The organism is Streptomyces virginiae, from assembly GCF_000720455.1.
GTDB classification, from domain to species: Bacteria; Actinomycetota; Actinomycetes; order Streptomycetales; family Streptomycetaceae; genus Streptomyces; species Streptomyces virginiae.
Genome location: NZ_JOAK01000003.1, coordinates 397,185 through 414,640 on the forward strand (window position 1 = coordinate 397,185; position 17,456 = coordinate 414,640).

At 73.5% G+C, this 17,456-nt stretch carries 16 protein-coding genes and 2 pseudogenes; 10 read left to right on the forward strand and 8 right to left on the reverse strand.

Features of this window, described 5'->3' with window-relative positions:
• Positions 1 to 21: 21 nt before the first annotated feature.
• Complete coding sequence (locus tag IG86_RS0107170; RefSeq protein ID WP_030818152.1) at positions 22 to 408, forward strand: VOC family protein; 387 nt, start codon at positions 22 to 24, stop codon at positions 406 to 408.
• A gap of 383 nt (positions 409 to 791) precedes the next feature.
• Here the strand turns inward: IG86_RS0107170 and IG86_RS0107180 are convergent, their stop codons facing one another.
• The 4 genes from IG86_RS0107180 to IG86_RS0107195 form a co-directional block, all read right to left on the reverse strand.
• Positions 792 to 1,298: a DinB family protein gene (locus IG86_RS0107180; protein ID WP_030895612.1), complete on the reverse strand. Its 507-nt coding sequence runs from the start codon at positions 1,296 to 1,298 to the stop codon at positions 792 to 794.
• Positions 1,299 to 1,340: 42 nt separating this feature from the next.
• Positions 1,341 to 1,661 carry a hypothetical protein gene (locus IG86_RS0107185; RefSeq protein WP_157854778.1) on the reverse strand — a complete coding sequence of 107 codons (321 nt, stop codon included), beginning with the start codon at positions 1,659 to 1,661 and terminating at the stop codon, positions 1,341 to 1,343.
• 96 nt (positions 1,662 to 1,757) lie between these two features.
• Complete coding sequence (locus IG86_RS39735; protein ID WP_051785010.1) at positions 1,758 to 2,576, reverse strand: phosphatase PAP2 family protein; 819 nt, start codon at positions 2,574 to 2,576, stop codon at positions 1,758 to 1,760.
• Between the two features lie 137 nt (positions 2,577 to 2,713).
• Entirely contained in the window at positions 2,714 to 3,766 is a 1,053-nt protein-coding gene (locus IG86_RS0107195) for an alpha/beta hydrolase (RefSeq protein ID WP_051785011.1), read from the reverse strand.
• Positions 3,767 to 3,991: 225 nt separating this feature from the next.
• Between IG86_RS0107195 and IG86_RS0107200 the strand changes: the two genes are divergently transcribed.
• From IG86_RS0107200 to IG86_RS0107230, 8 genes and pseudogenes are all read left to right on the forward strand, one after another.
• Positions 3,992 to 4,432, forward strand: a complete 441-nt coding sequence (locus IG86_RS0107200; RefSeq protein ID WP_078848400.1) for an ATP-binding protein — start codon at positions 3,992 to 3,994, stop codon at positions 4,430 to 4,432.
• 150 nt (positions 4,433 to 4,582) lie between these two features.
• Positions 4,583 to 6,184: pseudogene (locus tag IG86_RS0107205) on the forward strand (AMP-binding protein); the annotation flags it as partial.
• Between the two features lie 207 nt (positions 6,185 to 6,391).
• Positions 6,392 to 6,760: pseudogene (locus IG86_RS45685) on the forward strand (acyl-CoA thioesterase); the annotation flags it as partial.
• Positions 6,742 to 9,060, forward strand: a complete 2,319-nt coding sequence (locus IG86_RS0107210; RefSeq protein ID WP_030895623.1) for an oxidoreductase — start codon at positions 6,742 to 6,744, stop codon at positions 9,058 to 9,060. The pseudogene IG86_RS45685 and the gene IG86_RS0107210, both read left to right, overlap by 19 nt.
• An 18-nt stretch (positions 9,061 to 9,078) precedes the next feature.
• On the forward strand, positions 9,079 to 10,089 hold the full coding sequence (locus IG86_RS0107215; protein WP_051785012.1) for a carbon-nitrogen hydrolase family protein: 1,011 nt from the start codon (positions 9,079 to 9,081) through the stop codon (positions 10,087 to 10,089).
• Positions 10,086 to 11,204 (forward strand): cupin domain-containing protein, encoded by a 1,119-nt coding sequence (locus IG86_RS0107220; RefSeq protein ID WP_030895627.1) that lies wholly within the window; start codon positions 10,086 to 10,088, stop codon positions 11,202 to 11,204. The genes IG86_RS0107215 and IG86_RS0107220 overlap by 4 nt, the downstream gene beginning before the upstream one ends.
• 47 nt (positions 11,205 to 11,251) lie before the next feature.
• Complete coding sequence (locus IG86_RS0107225) at positions 11,252 to 12,190, forward strand: fumarylacetoacetate hydrolase family protein (protein ID WP_030818134.1); 939 nt, start codon at positions 11,252 to 11,254, stop codon at positions 12,188 to 12,190.
• A gap of 85 nt (positions 12,191 to 12,275) precedes the next feature.
• Positions 12,276 to 13,007: a maleate cis-trans isomerase family protein gene (locus IG86_RS0107230; protein WP_045936902.1), complete on the forward strand. Its 732-nt coding sequence runs from the start codon at positions 12,276 to 12,278 to the stop codon at positions 13,005 to 13,007.
• Positions 13,008 to 13,108: 101 nt separating this feature from the next.
• Here IG86_RS0107230 and IG86_RS39740 read toward each other — a convergent pair whose 3' ends face one another.
• The 4 genes from IG86_RS39740 to IG86_RS0107250 form a co-directional block, all read right to left on the reverse strand.
• On the reverse strand, positions 13,109 to 13,501 hold the full coding sequence (locus tag IG86_RS39740; RefSeq protein WP_157854780.1) for a hypothetical protein: 393 nt from the start codon (positions 13,499 to 13,501) through the stop codon (positions 13,109 to 13,111).
• Positions 13,502 to 13,750: 249 nt separating this feature from the next.
• Entirely contained in the window at positions 13,751 to 14,605 is an 855-nt protein-coding gene (locus IG86_RS0107240; protein WP_030818127.1) for a DMT family transporter, read from the reverse strand.
• 115 nt (positions 14,606 to 14,720) lie between these two features.
• Positions 14,721 to 15,509, reverse strand: coding sequence for an ATP-grasp domain-containing protein (locus tag IG86_RS0107245; RefSeq protein WP_030895631.1), 789 nt, complete (start codon positions 15,507 to 15,509; stop codon positions 14,721 to 14,723).
• Positions 15,506 to 16,417 carry an ATP-grasp domain-containing protein gene (locus tag IG86_RS0107250; RefSeq protein ID WP_030895633.1) on the reverse strand — a complete coding sequence of 304 codons (912 nt, stop codon included), beginning with the start codon at positions 16,415 to 16,417 and terminating at the stop codon, positions 15,506 to 15,508. The genes IG86_RS0107245 and IG86_RS0107250 overlap by 4 nt, the downstream gene beginning before the upstream one ends.
• Positions 16,418 to 16,593: 176 nt before the next feature.
• On the opposite strand from IG86_RS0107250, the gene IG86_RS0107255 reads away from it, so the two are divergent.
• Complete coding sequence (locus IG86_RS0107255) at positions 16,594 to 17,325, forward strand: DUF7873 family protein (protein WP_030654325.1); 732 nt, start codon at positions 16,594 to 16,596, stop codon at positions 17,323 to 17,325.
• Positions 17,326 to 17,456 lie beyond the last annotated feature (131 nt).

Here is a 17,456-nt window from a genome sequence, read left to right on the forward strand (position 1 = left end):
GGATCACAGGGAGTGAGCGGCATGCCTCCGCGGCCGAAGCTGACGGCGATCACCCTCGACTGCGCCGACCCCGAGGCGCTCGCCGCGTTCTACGGACGGGCCACCGGGTGGGACCCGCACCCCGCGTCCGACGGCGAGTTCGCCGGCCTGACCGGTGCGGACGGGCTCTTCGTCGGCTTCCAGCGGGTCGACGACCACAGGGCCCCGTCCTGGCCCGGCGCAGCCGTGCCGCAGCAGGCCCACCTGGACTTCGAGGTCGACGACCTCGACGAGGCCGAGGCGCTGCTCCTGGAACTGGGCGCGAGCAAGCCGGAACACCAGCCCGGCGCGGACCGGTGGCGGGTCTTCGCCGACCCGGCCGGCCACCCCTTCTGCCCGGCCCGGGCGTCCCGGGACGCGCAGAGGTGAAGGCGATGAAGGGGATCACCTTCCGTGCCTGGCAGGGCGGCCACTATGTGACGCTCGCCGAACTGCTGGTCAGGCTCGGCAGCTTCGGACTGGGGCTGACCTGGCGCGTCGAGGTGGACGAGGTGGTGGATCCCCGCGTGCCCGAGATGGAGCGACGGTCCGCGGGGGACGGCATGGACACGTTGACGCTGCTGTCACTGACCACGCCGTTCCTCCAGCTGATCGACGCCGAGGCGCGCGGGTTCGCCGAGGACGGCCTGGCCGTCGTACTGACCGAGGTGGACAGCTCGTTGTGGGACGTCAGGGCAGCCGACGAGCACGTGCTCGACGAACTCCGCTCCCACTACCCGGTCATCGGCGAGCTCCAGGGGGTGTCTTGGCCTCTACTCCCCGGTCGTGCCGTCGAGCATCTCGCGCAGGATGTCCAGGTGCCCGTTGTGGCGGGCCGTCTCCTCGGTGAGGTGCAGGAGGATCCAGCGCAGGTCGACGCGGAGGCCGTCGCGGACGGTTCGCCGGGCCCGCTCGTCCAGGGAGTTGCCGGCGACCAGTTCGCGGTAGCGGGCGCTTTGTTCGGCGTACTCGTCGAGCAACCGCGGGAGCGGGAAGTCGACGGCGACGCGCATCTCGCGGTCGGGGTCCTCGTCGCTCCAGGGTCCCCGGTCCTCCTCGCCGAGGAAGACCACTTGGAACCAGTAGTACTCCACCCAGCGGAGGTGGTTGACCAATCCGCTCACGGTCATCAGCGGTGAGCCCGGCAGGAGCGACGTGCGCGCGTTCTCCGGAGAGACGCCGTCGCACCTGGCGCGGGCGGTGTCACGTGCGTAGTCGAGGAAGGTGGTGAGCTGGGTGCGCTCGTCCCACGCGGGCGGAGTGTCGTCGATTCTGGTCATCGTGCGAAGGGTTCCCGATCACCGCCGCCGATGTCGAGCCGTTTACCGGCGGTCCCGGCCACGTCCCTGCAGGGCCCGCGTCGCCCGATACTCGCGGAGCCCGGCGCGGAGTTCGGTGACCGCCTCGGTGAGGTCTCCCGGCATCGCGCGTGCCACAGGGGCGGCGCACGACAGGAACAACCCCACTGCCTGCGTCAGTTCGTTCGGCGTGCCCTCGTCCAGCGCCAGGCCGACCGCCGACAGGGGCGTGACCACCTCGATCGCCACGGCATCCGGCAGTGCGTCCAGGTAGGCGCAGTCCTCGGTGAGGACGAGGTCCACGGCCTGAGTCGCCGCCCGCCGAAGCTTTTCCTCTGCGCTCATGGACAGCAGTATTCACGGGCCGCCGCACCTCCGCAGGACCCCCTGGGGGAAGGGGCCCGCCGGGAACGCTACGGGCGGGCCCCTTCCGGCGGGCGGTCAGCCCGTGGCGGGCGTCGAAGTGGCCGTGGCCGTGGCCGTGGCCGCGTCCGCACCCGCGGCCGCCCCCCGGCGGTCGTGGGAGCGGACGGCCTCCCGGGCGAGGGCCGGCTGGAAGAGCCACCACGCCAGCAGCCCCGCTCCGGCGCCCGCCGCGGCCCCCTCCACCGTGTCCGTGAGCCAGTGCGCGTGCAGCCAGGTACGGCTCCACATCATGGCCAGCGTGAAGGCCGCGCCCCCGTACCACCACGCCCGCCGCCGGGCGGCCGGGACCAGCAGGACCCCCACGGCGACCACGAGGAGCGCCGCGGTGGCCGCGTGGCCCGACGGGAAGGAGCCGTGGTCCACGCGTACCAGCGGGTTTGCCGGGCGGGGCCGGTCCACCAGGTGCTTGAGCCCCTGGATGACGAGCATGTTGCCGCCGAGGTAGGCGGCGAGCAGGAAGCCGGCCGAGGCCCAGCGCCTGCGGACGAGCAGCAGGAGCAGCAGGGCGAGCGGCAGGGCGGCGCCGACCGGACCGCCGAACCAGTTCAGGACGGTGGCCGCGGCCAGGTACGGCCCGTCGTGCGGGCCGCCCATCCAGCCCAGCCAGCGGTCGTCCAGCCCCTGGAAGGGCGGATCCGTGATGTCGGCGCGGACGACGAAGGCCGTTGCCACGGCGCCCCCGAGCGGCAGGAGGCCCGCCGTCAGGAGGCCGGTACGGCGCCGGCCGGCCAGGGAGTCGCGGGGCGTCGCGGATCTCCGGGGCCCGCCGGGTCTGCGGGGTCTGCCGTGCGGGGTGGGGGTGGGGGCCGGTTCGGTGGCCGGGTTGGCGGACATGGCTGCCTCTCGCGCCCGCGGGGGCGCCCGCGGCCGAATGTGCTGGGGAGGGATACGGGGGAGGGGGAGCGGATCGGGGGCGCGGGGGCCGCTGCCGGGCAGCGGCCCCCACGCGGAGCGGGACCGGGACCAGGGTGTCAGGCGCCCGCGCCGAGATGACGGGCCAGGAAGGCGACGCTGTCCCCGACGATCGACGCGATGTCCGGGGAGCCGAGGAAGATGTGGTCCGCGCCCTCCACCGGCTTCAGGGTGACCTCGCCCCCGGCGCCCTTCAGGGCGGCGGCGAGGACCTCGCTCTGGCTGTAGGGCACCAGGCCGTCCCGGGTCCCGTGCACCAGCAGGAACGGGGGCGGCGGGTTCGAGCCGTCGGCGTACGTGACCGGGCTCGCGGCCCGCGCCAGGTCCGGGCGGTCGGCCACGGAGGCCCCGAGCAGGGCCTCGTAGGGGTCGGGGAACTCCGCACCGGACGGCATCGGCGGCATGGGGTGGGCGGCCAGGGCCACCAGATCGGAGACGCCGTACCAGTCGACGACGGCGAGGACACCGGTCTCTCCGGAACCGACGCCCTGCGTGCCCTCCAGCGCGACGGCGTCCGCAACGACGGCGTCAGTACCCGCCGCGTCCGCAACGACGGCGTCCGTACCGGCCGCCTCCGCACCCGCGGCACCGGCCGTGCCATCCGCCGCGCCCGCACCGGCGGGGCCGACGAGGCCGGCGAGCGCGGCCAGGTGGCCGCCCGCTGACTCGCCCCAGACGCCGATCCGGTCCGGGTCGACGCCGAGGTCGCCGGCGAAGGCGCGGACGTAGCGGATCGCGGCCTTCACGTCGTGCAGCTGGGCCGGGAAGGGAGCCTCCAGGCTGTGCCGGTAGTCGATGGAGACGAGCGCGAGCCCGGCCGCCAGGACCGCTCCGTGCAGCAGGGCGGCCAGCACGGTCGGCGGCGGGTAGCGGCGGTCGCCGTCCAGCCAGCCGCCGCCGTGGATCCAGACGACCGCGGGAAACGGCCCGTCGCCGGCCGGCACCTGGACGTCGAGCAGCCGGGGGCGGTAGCCGGGCGTCGTCGCGTAGGTGATCCCGTCGAAGCGGCGCACACCGTCCGTGCCCGTCACGGCCGGTACGGGGGGCCGGTACGGCGGGGGAGGCCAGGTCATGTCGGCGATGTCGAACGCGGTCGGAGGAGATTGCGTCATTGCGGCCCTTCCAAATCGGCGGGTCCCGGCGGGGCGGTCGCAGGCTTCGCGTCGTTTGTCCGAAATGCTTGCGCGGGGAGCCGGGGGAGGCGTAGCGTGTTACACGTGTAATCAGGACTGTAGCGACGCGTTTCCGCTGATGACAAGCCCAGGATTGATCCGACTTCGGTATCGGTAACACGAGTCACTCAGCGGTCGCGCCGCCTTCCCCTCCGGGAGCACGTCATGCTCACCACTACCGGCACATCCGCGATTCCCGCGGTCCGGCGCTTCGTCCACTGGGTCGCGGACCCGGACGTCGCGAGCGTTCCGCAGGTCAGGGCCCGTGTGCGCGCCACGCTGGAAGCCTGGGCGGTCCCGCTCGACACCGCGGACGTCCTGCTGCTGGCCGTCAGTGAACTCGTCGGCAACGTCGTCCGCCACGCGGGCACCGGCCGCATGCGCGTCGGCGTCGCCCTGGGTGCGGGCTGGCTGCTGCTCGACGTCGCCGACCGGGGGGCCGGCCTGCCACGGCTGCCGGCCCCCCGCGCGCAGGTCGACCCTGAGTCCGAGAGTGGCCGCGGGCTGCTGATCGTGCAGCTGATGACGTCCGAACTCGGCGGTGAACTCTCCGTCGTGGCAAACGAGTTCGGCAAGACGGTCCGCGTACGCATACCCACCGCCTGAGTCGGGGGTGCTGCCCTGCGGAGGGCGCGTCGGAGCCTCGGCGAGGGTGTCCCGGGCCGCCAGATATCGCGAGATGTTGACGGACGCCAAATATTCGACATACCTTGCTCCCCGTCTCCCCCCGCTGCTCCCCGATCGAGGTGCCGCCCCATGGAGCTCTCCCCTTCCGCACATGCCGACTCCTTCTGTCGAGATCGACTGCCGCCCTTCCCCCTCTGGCCCGAACTCCACTTCGACCTACCGGAGTTGGAATACCCGGACCGGCTCAACTGCGCCGGCCGCCTGCTCGACGAAGCCGTCGAGCGGTACGGCCCCGACCGCCCCTGCCTGCTCACCCCGACCGAGCGCTGGACCTACGGCGAACTGCGGCACCGCGCCAACCAGGTGGCCCAGGTCCTCACCGAGGACTTCGGCCTCCTGCCCGGCAACCGCGTCCTGCTGCGCGGCCCCAACAACCCCTGGCTCGTGGCCGCCTGGTTCGGCGTTCTGAAGGCCGGCGGGGTCGCCGTCACCACGATGCCGATGCTGCGCGCCGGTGAACTCGCCGAGCTCGCCGACATCAGCCGCCCCTCGGTCGCCGTCTGCGACCACCGCTACGCCGGCGAACTCCCAGCACTGCCCGCCCTCCCCGTCCTCACCTACGGGGGACCGGGCCCGGGGGACCTGACCGCGCTCTGCGCGGCCAAAGACGGCCGGTTCGACACCGTGGCCACCGCCGCGGACGACGTGGCGCTGATCGCCTTCACCTCCGGAACCACCGGCCGCCCGAAGGCGACCCTGCACTTCCACCGCGACGTCCTCGCCAACGCCGACACCTTCTCGCGGCACGTCCTCAAGCCGGGCCCGGACGACGTCTTCACCGGCACACCACCGCTCGCCTTCACCTTCGGCCTCGGCGGTCTGGTGGTCTTCCCCCTGTCCGTCGGCGCCGCGACCCTGCTGATCGAGCAGGCGACCCCGCTGCAACTGGCCGACCTGGTCGCGGACCACGGAGCGACCGTGCTCTTCACCGCGCCCACGGCCTACCGGGCGATCATGGAGGCCGGGGCGGTGGACCGGCTGGCCGGACTGCGCCGCTGCGTCTCCGCCGGGGAGCCGCTGCCGGCCGCGGTGTGGCACGAGTTCCACGCCGCCACCGGCCTGCGCATCATCGACGGCATCGGTGCCACCGAGATGCTGCACGTCTTCATCTCCGCGGCCGACGAGGACATCCGGCCCGGAGCCACCGGCCGTCCCGTCCCGGGCTACCGCGCCGCGGTCGTCGACGAGGACGGCGCCCCCGTCCCCGACGGACAGCCCGGGCTGCTGGCCGTCACCGGGCCCACCGGCTGCCGCTACCTCGCCGACCCGCGCCAGACCTCGTACGTCAGGAACGGCTGGAACATCACCGGCGACACCTACGTCCGCGACGCCGACGGCTATTTCTGGTACGTCGCCCGCAGCGACGACATGATCGTCTCCTCCGGATACAACATCGCGGGCCCCGAGGTCGAGAAGGCCCTCCTGACCCATCCGCACGTCGAGGAGTGCGCCGTCGTCGGCGCCCCGGACGAGCGGCGCGGCATGCTCGTCAAAGCGTACGTCGTCCTCGCCGCCGGGGTCGCGGCGGACGGGGCGGCGGTCCGCGCGCTCCAGGCCCACGTCAAGGCGTCCATCGCGCCCTACAAGTACCCGCGGGCCGTCGAGTTCGTCACCCAACTCCCGCGCACCGGCACCGGCAAACTGCGGCGCGGCGCACTGCGCGAGCGCGCCCGCGCCGACGCCCGCCACACACCGCCCGGCCCGCAGGCCCCGTCCTCGGCGCAGGCCCCGTCCTCCGCGCAGGCCCCGCCGTCGTCGTCCCCGTCGTCCCCGGCGGCCTCGCATCCCGTGCCGCCCAGTGTCGTCGTCGAGCGCCGCGTCGAATGGACCGACACCGACGCCGCCGGCCACTACCACCACTCCACGGTCGTGCGCTGGGTCGAGGCGGCCGAGGCCGTCCTGCTCCACCGGCTGGGCCTTTCCCACCTGTTCGGCAGCACGCCCCGCGTCCACTTCGAGGCCGACTACCGGGCCCGCCTGTGGTTCGGCGACACCGTCCGCACCGAGCTGCGGGTCACGAAGGTCGGATCGGCCTCCCTGCACTACGCCTTCACCGTCCGCGGCCAACAGGGCGGCGAGGCCGCCACCGGCCGCATGGTCGTCGCGCACTCGGCGGCGCACGCCACCGGGTCGACCCCCTGGCCCCCCGACGTACGGGACCTGCTGGGCGCGGCGGGACCCCAGCAACCGGAACTACTCACCACCGCACAAGCACCAGGAGGCACGTCGTGCGCGTCGCAGTCATAGGAGGAGGGCCCGGCGGACTGTACTTCGCGGCCCTCGCCAAGCAGCTCTCCCCGCACTGGGAGATCACCGTCTGGGAGCGGGGCGCCCCCGACGACACCTTCGGCTTCGGCGTGGTCTTCTCCGACGAGACGCTCGACGGCATCGCCCAGGCCGACGAGGAGATCCACGAGGCCATGTCCGCCGAGTTCGCGCGCTGGGCCGACATCGACGTCCGCTACCGCGGCACCACCCTCACCTCGGGCGGCCACGGGTTCGCCGCCCTGGGCCGTCGGCGCCTGCTGAGCATCCTCCAGCAACGCTGCGCCGCCCTGCGGGTCGACGTCCGCTACCGCACCCGGGCCCCGTCGGCCGCCGAACTCGCCGCCTCCCACGACCTGGTGGTGGCCTGCGACGGCGTACGGTCGGCCACCCGCACCGCCCACGCCGACGTCTTCGGAACCGAACTCGACGAACGCGCCGGCCGTTACATGTGGCTCGGCACGGACAAGGTCTTCGAGGCCTTCACCTTCATCGTCGACGAGCACGAATTCGGCACCCTCCAGGTGCACGCGTACCCCTACGACGCGACCCGCTCCACCTTCATCGTGGAGCTGGAGGAGGGCGCCTGGCGGCGCGCCGGCTTCGAGGAGTACGCCACCCGCGACCATCCGCCGGGCACCAGCGACGAGGACAGCATCCGGCGCTGCGAGGAACTCCTCGCGGGCCACCTCGACGGCCACCGCCTCCTCCCGAACAACTCCAAGTGGCTGCGCTTCACCACCGTCCGCAACCGCACCTGGCGGCACGGCAACATCGTCCTCCTCGGGGACGCCGCCCACACCGCCCACTTCTCCATCGGCTCCGGCACCAAGCTCGCCATGGAGGACGCCCTCGTCCTCGCCGCCAGCCTGCACGAACACCCGGACGTGCCCGCCGCGCTCGCGGCGTACGAGGAGGAGCGCCGGCCGGTGGTGGAGTCCACCCAGCGGGCGGCCCAGGCCAGCCTGGAATGGTTCGAGCACATCGACCGCTACACCGGCCAGGACCCGCACCAGTTCGCCTTCAACCTGCTGACCCGCAGCCGCCGGGTCACCTACGACAACCTGCGCGTGCGCGACGAGGGCTTCACCGCCGCCGTCAACCGCACCCCGGCCGTGCCGCCCATGTTCCGGCCCTTCCCGCTCGGCGGACTGCTGCTGCGCAACCGGGTCGTCGTACCGCCCACCGCCCTGCACACCGCCCGCGAGGGGATCCCGGGCGACTTCGACCTCGTCCACCTCAGCACGCAGGCCCTCGGCGGCGCCGGACTGGTCCTCGCCGGGATGACGGCCGTCAGCGCCGACGGCCGGGCCACCCCCGGCTGCCCCGGCCTGTGGACGGACGAACAGGAGGCGGCCTGGCGGCGCATCACCGGCTTCGTCCACGGCCAGTCCGACACCTGCCTCGGCATCCAGCTCACGCACGCCGGACGCCGCGCCGCCGGCGGCGGTGGCGGTGGCGGCGACCCGCGGCCCGTCGCCGCCTCCGCCCCGGCCTGGGACGAACGGAGCCCCGTCCCCCGCGAGGCAGACCGCGCCGACATGGACGCCGTCACGGATGACTTCGTCAGCGCGGCCCGGCGCGCCGACCGGGCCGGCTTCGACGCGCTGGAACTGCAGTACGGACACGGCCACCTGCTCTCCGGTTTCCTGTCCCCGCTGACCAACCTGCGGACCGACGGGTACGGCGGCGATCTGGACGGCAGACTGCGCTTCCCACTCGAAGTGCTGCACGCCGTACGGGAGGTGTGGCCGGCCGGCAAGGCACTGCTCGTGCGGATCTCCGCCGCCGACTGGGCCGAGGGCGGCACCACCGAGGCCGACGCCGTCGCGATCGCCCGCGCCCTCGCCGAGGCGGGCGCCGACGCCGTCGACGTCTCCACCGGCGAGGTCGTCGCCCACGAAACACCCCGGTACGGCCGCAGCTACCAGACCCCGTACGCCGACCTCATCCGCAACGCCACCGGCGTCCCCACCATCGCGGTCGGCGCGATCTCCACGTACGACGACGTCAACTCGATCATCCTGGCCGGGCGGGCGGACCTGTGCGGCGTCGGCCGCGCCCAGCTCCACGACCCGCTCTGGACCCTGCACGCGGCCGCCGCCCAGGGCTACCAGGGCCCGGCCGCGCCCTGGGCACGGGCCTGGCGGGCGGGCAGCGGCCGGCCGCCTTCGGCCCGGACCGACCGGATCCCGCCCCGGCTCGAACTCCTGCGGCAGCCCACCGCTTCCGTCCACCGCCGCTGGCTGCCCCGCCCGGCCGCCGCCCCCGCCCACCGATAGCCGGAGGTGCCCACGCACATGGACCACCTGCCCCGTTTCACGGCGGCGGCCGTCCAGGCCGCGCCCGTCTACCTCGACCCCGCAGCCACCGTCGACAAGGCGGTCGCCCTGATCGCCGAGGCCGCGGCGCACGGAGCCGGACTCGTCGTCTTCCCCGAGGCGTTCGTCCCCGGCTACCCCTACTGGAACTGGACGATGAACCCGGTCCAGGGCTCCCCCTGGTTCGAGCGCCTGCAACGCTCCTCCGTCGACATCCCCGGCCCGCACGTCGACGCCCTGCGCGAGGCGGCCCGCCGGCACGGGATCGTCCTCGTCATCGGGGTCAACGAGCGCGCCCCGCACAGCCTCGGCGTCCTCTACAACACCCTGCTCACCATCGGCCCCGACGGCGCACTGCTCGGCGTCCACCGCAAACTGGTCCCCACCTGGGCCGAGAAACTCACCTGGACCGGCGGCGACGGCAGCTCCCTCGTCGTCCACCCCACCCCCGTCGGCCCGCTCGGCGCCCTGGCCTGCGGCGAGAACACCAACACCCTGGCCCGCTTCACGCTGCTCGCCCAGGGCGAACTCGTCCACGCCTCCTGCTACATCGCCCTGCCCGTCGCACCCGCCGACTACGACATGGCCGACGCCATCGCCGTCCGCACCGCCGCCCACAGCTTCGAGGGCAAGGTCTTCTCCGTCGTCGCCTGCTCCACCATCTCCCCGGAGATCGTGGACGCCCTCGCCGGGGACGACGGGGAACTGCGCGAGGCGTTCACCCGCCCGCGCAGCGCCCTGTCCGGCGTCTTCGGCCCCGACGGCCGCCCGGTCACCGAACCCCTCGTCGACGACGAGGGCATCGTCTACGCCGAGATCGACCTCGCCCGCTGCATCCAGCCCAGGCAGATGCACGACATCACCGGCCACTACAACCGCTTCGACGTCTTCCGCCTCGAAGTCGACAACCGCCCGCGCACGCCCGTGACCTTCACGGCGCCGCCCACGGCCCCCGCCACCCCCACCCCCACTTCCGAGGAGGACGCATGACCATCGAGCAGGACGACACCGTGCTCGGCCGCGCCCGCGTGTGCGACACCCCCGAACTCACCGCCTACTACGACGAGCTGGGCGCCCTCGACGCGGGCGCCCTGTGGACCGTCGCCAACGACATCGAGCCCTGGTACCCGCAGCCCCGCTCCGTGCCCGTCCTGTGGCGCTACGACGACCTGCGCCCCCACGTCCTCAAGGCACTCGGCCTCGTCAAGGGCGACGACGCCGGCCGCCGCGTCGTCATGCTCGTCAACCCCGGCCGCAAGGACGTCAGCGCCGCCGCGGGCCTCCTCTACACCGGACTGCAGATCATGGGCCCCGGCGAGGCCATGACCGCCCACCGCCACCAGGCCGCCGCCCTGCGCTTCGTCCACGAGGGCACCGGCGCCTGGACGATCGTCGACGGCCAGAAGCTGAAGGTCGGCCCCCGCGACTTCGCCATCACCCCGAACGGCACCTGGCACGAGCACGGGAACGACGCCGACGACGGCCCCGTCATCTGGCAGGACGGCCTCGACATCCCCCTGGTCAACGCCCTGGACGCAGGCTTCTACGAGGTCCACCCCGACCTGTACCAGACACCCGGGAAGGTCATCAACTCCTCGGTCCTCACCTACGGGGCGAACCTGCTGCCCCACGGCGTGGAGAAGTGGACCCGGCCCTACTCGCCGCTCCTCGCCTACCCCTGGGAGCCCACCTACGAAGCCCTGCGCAACCTGGCCCGGGCGAGCGAAGGCTCCCCCTACGACGGGATCATCGCCGAATACACCAACCCGGTCACGGGCGGGCCGGTCATGCCCACCATGGGCGCCCACATGCAGCTGCTGCGACCCGGCCAGGCCACCCTCGCCCACCGCCACACCGGCTCGGTGATCTACACGGCCGCCAAGGGCCGCGGCGTCTCGGTGATCGCCGGACGGCGCTTCGAGTGGAAGCAGGGCGACATCTTCTGCGTCCCCTCCTGGGCCTGGCACGAGCACCACAACCTCGACCCGGCCGAGGACGCCTGCCTCTTCTCCTTCAACGACTTCCCCGTCATGCGCTCGCTCGGCTTCCACCGGGAGGAGGCGTACGCCGACAACGGCGGGCACCAGCCCGTCGCCGCCGCCTGACCCACGACCCACGACCCACGACCCACGACTCACGAGGAGCGCCCAGCATGCGCCTGCTGACCTTCACCCCCCGAACCACGGAAGGCACCGGAGCCACCGCAGCCCACGGCACCCCCGAACGCCTCGGCGCCGAGACCGACGGCACCGTCCTCGACCTCGCCGTCCTGGCCGGCCACGCCGGCGTACGGTTCCCGCACGACCTGCTCTCCTTCGTCCAGGCCGGCCCCGCCGCCCGGCAGGCGGCCCGGGAACTGCTCGCCGCCGACCCTGCCGACCGGCCGGCCGAGGCCGTGCACCGCCTCCAGGACGTGACCCCGTGCGCCCCGCTGCGCCCCGGCAAGATCATCGGCGTCGGCCTCAACTACATCGAGCACGTGGAGGAGTCCAGCCGCAGCCTCGACACCGACAAGGACCTGCCGCCGCGCCCCGTCCTCTTCGGCAAGCCCGCCACCGCGGTCACCGGCCCCGGAGCGCCGATCCTGCACAACGCCGACCTGACCACCCAGCTGGACTGGGAGTGCGAACTCGCCGTGGTCATCGGCCGCACCGCCTTCCGGGTGAGCGAGGAGGAGGCGTACGAGCACATCTTCGGCTTCAGCATCATCAACGACATCAGCGCCCGCGACCAGCGCCGCTCCGGCCAGTGGTTCTTCTCCAAGGGACAGGACTCCTACGCCCCCTTCGGCCCGGTGATCGTGACCCGCGACGAGATCCACGACCCCATGGCCCTCGACCTCTCGCTGCGCGTCAACGGCGTCACCAAGCAGAAGTCGAACACCCGTCACATGCTCTTCCCCATCGCCCGGCTCATCGCCGACATCAGCTCCGGCATGACCCTGGAACCCGGCGACGTCATCGCGACCGGCTCGCCGTCCGGTGTCGGCGCCGGCATGGTCCCGCCGCAGTTCCTGCAGCCCGGTGACACCGTCGAGGCCACGGTCGAAGGCATCGGCACCCTCACCAACCCCGTCGTCGACGCCCGCTGACCCGCCCCCCAGGCCAAGAGGAGCCGCCCCCGTGTCACCCCGCACCTACCGGATCGGCCAGATCGTGCCGAGTTCCAACGTCACCATGGAGACCGAGGTCCCCGCCGTCCTCCGGGCGCGGCAGGCCGTCGCGCCCGACGAGCGCTTCACCTTCCACTCCAGCCGGATGCGCATGACCCACGTGACCCCCGAGCAGCTCAAGGCCATGGACGCCGACTCGGACCGCTGCGCCGTCGAACTCTCCGACGCCCGGGTCGACGTACTCGGCTACGCCTGCCTGGTCGCCATCATGAGCATGGGCCTCGGCTACCACCGCACCTCCGAGCAGCGCCTGCACCTGCGGACCGCCGAGAACGGCGCCCCCGCCCCCGTCGTCACCAGCGCCGGAGCCCTCGTGCACGGGCTGCACACCATCGGCGCCCGCAAGATCGCCCTGCTGGCGCCGTACATGCGGCCGCTCACGCGGACCGTCGTGGACTACCTCACCCACGAGGGCATCGAGGTACTCGACTACGAGGCCCTGGAGATCCCCGACAACCTCGACGTCGCCGCCCACGACCCGGCCCGTCTGCCGGGCCTCGCCCGGGCGCTGGACCATTCCGACGCGGACGCGGTCGTGCTGTCGGCGTGCGTGCAGATGCCGTCCCTGGGCGCCATCGAGGAGGCCGAACAGCTGCTGGGCAAGCCGGTCGTGTCCGCGGCGGTCTGCACCGCCCACCAGATGCTCCGGGCCCTGGACCTGGACGCCGTAGCCCCGGGCGCGGGCCACCTGCTCTCCGGCGCCTACGCGCGGACCCCGCTGCCGGGGAGACCGTAGGCCGCGTTCGCCGCGTCGGGCGCTGCGCGACGCCGGAAGGAAGCGGCGGCCCGTCCCACGGCCGGCCCGCGCCGGCGCTGCGGACAGCAGCGGTACGCCGCTCACCGCATGGGCGGCGGCACCGTGTAGTTCGGGATCGACGGGTCCCTCGGGTCGAAGGGCGTCGGCTTCCAGGTCGGCAGCGGCGGCCGGTCGGGCGCCGGCGGCGGGTTGGGGCCCCGGTCGGGGTTCTGGGGGACGGCCGACGGCCCCGCGGGGGTCTGCTTCGGTGCCGGTCCGCCGGTGGCCGAAGGCCTCGGCTCGGCGGAGGGTTCCCCGGTCGCCGGCTCCGAGGGGGAGGGGGCCGGCGGCGCGGTGGCCGGCGTGGAGGCGGGAGCCGGTCCGGCCGGCTTCGCACCGGCCGGATCGCCCGAGCAGCCGCCCAGCGTCAGGGCCCCCGCCAGCGCCACGGCCACGGCGCCCGGAAATCCGCCCCTGGTACCCACATCCACCACCCACCCTCCCCGCACGGTCCGTCCGCCCGAGGGGGCGATCCTACGGGCCGCCCGCGGGCCGGCCGAGCGCTCCGGCCACAGCCGTACACGCGGGTGCACCGCCACTACGTTCACTTCGGCACGGTCGAGGGTCACGTACACCGCCGAGGGGCGCCGGCGTCGCCAACGGGCGGCCGCCACCTGGGCACGGCGCCGCGCGCCCCGCCTGCGGCGCACCACGGCCGGCCCGTGCTCTGCGCGGGCGGGGGCCTATGGTGCGCCCTCGCCCGCGCGGGCCAGGGCGAACACCCCGGCGCAGACGAGTGCCACGCCCAGCAGCTGGGGGAGCAACCACCAGCCCGACCGGAGGTGTTCCTCGTACAGGACCACCCCCAGCGCGATGCTGATGCTCGCGTCGCCGAGGGTCAGCGCGGGCTGCGAGGCGACCAGCGGGCCGCCCTGCATGGCGTGTTCGAGCAGCAGCAGGGCGCAGATGCCGCACGCGCCGAAGGCGTACGTCTCCCAGGTGGTCAGGAACGCGCCGATGCCGTGGTCGTCGAGGACGTGCACGGAGGACTTCATCAGGGCGGCCGTGAGCGCGTAGCAGACGGCGGTGGCGGCGCCCAGGCAGCCGGCCCGCGAACGGCCGGGCGGACGCCGCAGGCCCGCGACGGCCAGCAGTGCGACGATCACCGCGCAGGCAGGCAGCGCCACCACCCACCGCTCGGCCGGCACGTCGGTGCGGTTGCCCGCGGGGGAGGCGGCCACCAGCGCGACCCCGAGCCCCGCCACCACCCCCGCCACGGCCAGCCACAGCGCCCCCGGCAGCCGCTGCCGCGTCACCAGGGAGGCGATCAGCAGGGCCAGCGGCAGTTCCAGCACGAACAGGGGCTGTACGAGGGCCAGCGCGCCCGTCGCGAGCGCCGCGGCCTGCCCCGCCCCGGCCGCGATCACCGCCAGGATGCCCGCGACCCACACGGGCCGGCGCAGCAGGTCCAGGACCAGACCGAAGCGGAAGCCCTCGCTCTGCGGCACGGTGAGCGCGGCCCGCCGCTGGAGCACGGTGGCCAGCGCGTTGCTGAAGGCAGCGAACAGCGCGAAGAGGACCGGCAGGACGACGCCCATGTCCCGATCCTCACCGCGCCCGCCGCCCGGCCGCGCCGCGACACCGGGCCGCGGGCGTCGCGGCGCCCGCATTCCCCCGTCCGGACCTGCCGGGGCGTCGCCCGGGCCGTGTCCGCTAAGTGGCGCGGTGCAGGGCCAGGGCCGCGAGGGCCTCCGGCGCGCCGGACTGGCCGCGGATACCGGGGAAGGCGTTGACGTCCACGATCAGGGGCGTCCCGCCGCCGGTGTCGATGATGTCCACGCCGTAGACGTCCAGGGCGAACACGGTGCCGACCCGGCGCACCAGATCGGCCCATCCGGCGGGCAGTTCGTCCGGTGCCAGCGGGTGGGTGGGACCGCGCCCGCCGGGGGACAGCTCGGACCGGCGCAGGGCCGAGAAGACCCGATCGCCGATGGCCCACAGCTTGTGGTCCCAGCCGTTGTTGGGCGCGTACTCCTGCACCACGACGGGCTCCTGCGGCCAGGCCCGGGCCAACTCCCGCAGTCGCGCGGCGTCGTCGGCACGGGCGACCAGGTCGCCGCGCCGGCTGAGCCGGCTCTTGACCACCAGGGGAGCCGACGGCCGTGCCTCCCGCGCCCACGCCCCCAGGACGCCGACGGTACGGGTCGCGGCGAACGGCAGCCCGGCCCGCAGGGCGAGCCCGGCCATCTCCGTCCGGTCCTGGCACAGCGCGGTGGCCGCCGCGGTGTTGATCACCGGGGCCCCGCGCCGCTCCATCTCGCGTGCGAGTGCCAGCGCCCGCGGCGTCCGCGACTTCAGGAGGTACACATCGGCCAGGTGCAGGGGCACGTCCCCCAGGGTGCCCGGATCGAGCGCTTCCACCTCGTGCTCGGGCGCGAGCAGGGCGGTGGTGTCCGCCAGCAGCGGATGCCCCGGTTCCGGGGTGATCAGGCCGATCCTCATACGGCGTCACCCGCCGCGGCGGGGATCTGCGCAGCGGCCTGGGCCGGGATCGACAGGGGCAGCGTGTACGGCAGCGCCACGGGCGCCGCCGCCGGGCCCCCGGCCCGCGCCAGGTCCAGTACCGCGCGGGCCACCCGCGCCGCCGCGTCCGGCACCTGGCGGAAGCTCGGGAAGTCGTTGACGTCGACGACCACCGGCCCGTCGGGACCCAGCAGTACGTCCACCCCGTAGAGGTCCAGCCCGTAGACCGCGCCCACCTGGGCGGCGATCGCCGCCACCTCGGCCGACAGGGGCACCCGGCGTTCGCGCACCGAGGGGTCCGGGTGCAGTGGGGAGCAGCGCTCGGTCGCGAACAGCTCCCCTCCGACCGCGTACACCTTGATGTCCGTACCGGAGTTGGGCACGTACGGCTGGGCGATGAGCATGCCCTCGCCCGCGAGCGCGGGCAGCAGGGTCTCCAGCCGCCCGGGCGAGGACACCAGGTGCACGGCCCGCCCGGAGCTGCCGTCGGCGGGCTTGACGACGAGGGGGTACTCGGCCGCCGGTACCTCCCTGAGCAGCTCGGGGCGGGCCACCGCGTACGTGGGCGGCAGCGGGAGTCCGCGCCCGCGCCCGATGGCGGCGGCCAGCGCCTTGTCCCGTACGCCCCGGATCGACCGGGCGTCGTTGACGGTGGTCAGCCCGGCCGCGGCGGCGGCTTCGAGCAGGGTCAGCCCCGGGCCGCCCGACACCGTCTTGAGCACCCAGGCGTCGTGGGCGCCCGCGTCCACCGCCCCGGTCATGCGCAGCAGCGAGCCGCCCGGCCGTACGACGTCCACGCGGTGCCCCCACGCGGTCAGCTGTCCGATCACCTCGTTCGGCATACCGTCGTGGCGGTAGTGCTCCTCCACCAGGAAGCAGAGCCTCATCGACCTTCCCCAAGTTCCCGGACGTCCGCCGAATCCGCCCGGCGAGTTGTGACGTCACAGGATGTCATGGACCGCAATGTGATGATCGGTCCGCCTGTGGGCTTCGTCGTTCCTGGCGGGCGGGGGTGCCGCAAATCCGGGTGAATGATCGGACAAGCGGCTGCTAGGTTGATCGCGTGCCGAAGCTGAATCAGATCATCGCAGTCGAAAAGGGCGTCAAGTCCAAGTCGCTCCAGGAACTCACCCAGGCCCACCATGACGTGCAGAAGCCCGCCCTGCTGGCCGGCATCTCGCGGACGTACCAGCCCAAGGACGAGGAGGGCGAGCAGCTGCCGCCCGAGTCCACCCGGGTGCAGGTCAAGGCGGAGGACGTGCTGCGCGCGACGGCGGGAACGCTCACGCGGCTCTTCGACGTGACGGCCACCAAGGACTACGCCAACCGCAGCGCGGCCGCGGACGTGGTCGTGGACGGAACGGTTCTGCTGGCCCAGGTGCCCGTGCCGTACCTGCTCTTCCTGGAGAAGCAGCTGACCGACCTGCACACCTTCGTGCGGAAGCTGCCGGTGCTGGACGCCTCCGAGTCCTGGAACCTGGACCCGTCGACGGACTCCTGGAAGACGGACCCGGTGCGCACGATCCGCACCAAGAAGGTGCCCCGCAACCACGTCAAGGCCGAGGCCACGGAGAAGCACCCGGCCCAGGTCGAGGTGTACTACGAGGACGTGCCCGTCGGGTACTGGACGACCGTGAAGTTCTCCGGCGCGCTGCCCGCCCGCCGGGTGAACGAGCTGCTCGACCGCGTCGAGAAGCTCCAGCAGGCCGTCAAGTTCGCCCGCGAGGAGGCCAACAGCGCCGAGGTCACCGACCAGCGGGTCGGGGACGCGGTGTTCGGCTACCTGTTCAGGTAGCCCACGAAACCCCTCCTGCATGTCTGCAGGAGGTGCGCGAGAGCGCAAGCTGAAACTGATGTTGAAGCTGAACAGGGGTGTCAGTTGGGGGTTCGAATCCCTCCCCCGGCATTGCGTGCCGGGGTGGCCCA

What these genes read in the sequence shown, in the direction of transcription:
- IG86_RS0107170 (WP_030818152.1), top strand. Translation starts at nt 22, where the DNA reads ATGCCTCCGCGGCCGAAGCTGACGGCGATCACCCTCGACTGCGCCGAC.
- IG86_RS0107180 (WP_030895612.1), bottom strand. Translation starts at nt 1,298, where the DNA reads ATGACCAGAATCGACGACACTCCGCCCGCGTGGGACGAGCGCACCCAG.
- IG86_RS0107185 (WP_157854778.1), bottom strand. Translation starts at nt 1,661, where the DNA reads ATGAGCGCAGAGGAAAAGCTTCGGCGGGCGGCGACTCAGGCCGTGGAC.
- IG86_RS39735 (WP_051785010.1), bottom strand. Translation starts at nt 2,576, where the DNA reads ATGTCCGCCAACCCGGCCACCGAACCGGCCCCCACCCCCACCCCGCAC.
- IG86_RS0107195 (WP_051785011.1), bottom strand. Translation starts at nt 3,766, where the DNA reads ATGACGCAATCTCCTCCGACCGCGTTCGACATCGCCGACATGACCTGG.
- IG86_RS0107200 (WP_078848400.1), top strand. Translation starts at nt 3,992, where the DNA reads ATGCTCACCACTACCGGCACATCCGCGATTCCCGCGGTCCGGCGCTTC.
- IG86_RS0107215 (WP_051785012.1), top strand. Translation starts at nt 9,079, where the DNA reads ATGGACCACCTGCCCCGTTTCACGGCGGCGGCCGTCCAGGCCGCGCCC.
- IG86_RS0107220 (WP_030895627.1), top strand. Translation starts at nt 10,086, where the DNA reads ATGACCATCGAGCAGGACGACACCGTGCTCGGCCGCGCCCGCGTGTGC.
- IG86_RS0107225 (WP_030818134.1), top strand. Translation starts at nt 11,252, where the DNA reads ATGCGCCTGCTGACCTTCACCCCCCGAACCACGGAAGGCACCGGAGCC.
- IG86_RS0107230 (WP_045936902.1), top strand. Translation starts at nt 12,276, where the DNA reads ATGGAGACCGAGGTCCCCGCCGTCCTCCGGGCGCGGCAGGCCGTCGCG.
- IG86_RS0107240 (WP_030818127.1), bottom strand. Translation starts at nt 14,605, where the DNA reads ATGGGCGTCGTCCTGCCGGTCCTCTTCGCGCTGTTCGCTGCCTTCAGC.
- IG86_RS0107245 (WP_030895631.1), bottom strand. Translation starts at nt 15,509, where the DNA reads ATGAGGATCGGCCTGATCACCCCGGAACCGGGGCATCCGCTGCTGGCG.
- IG86_RS0107250 (WP_030895633.1), bottom strand. Translation starts at nt 16,417, where the DNA reads ATGAGGCTCTGCTTCCTGGTGGAGGAGCACTACCGCCACGACGGTATG.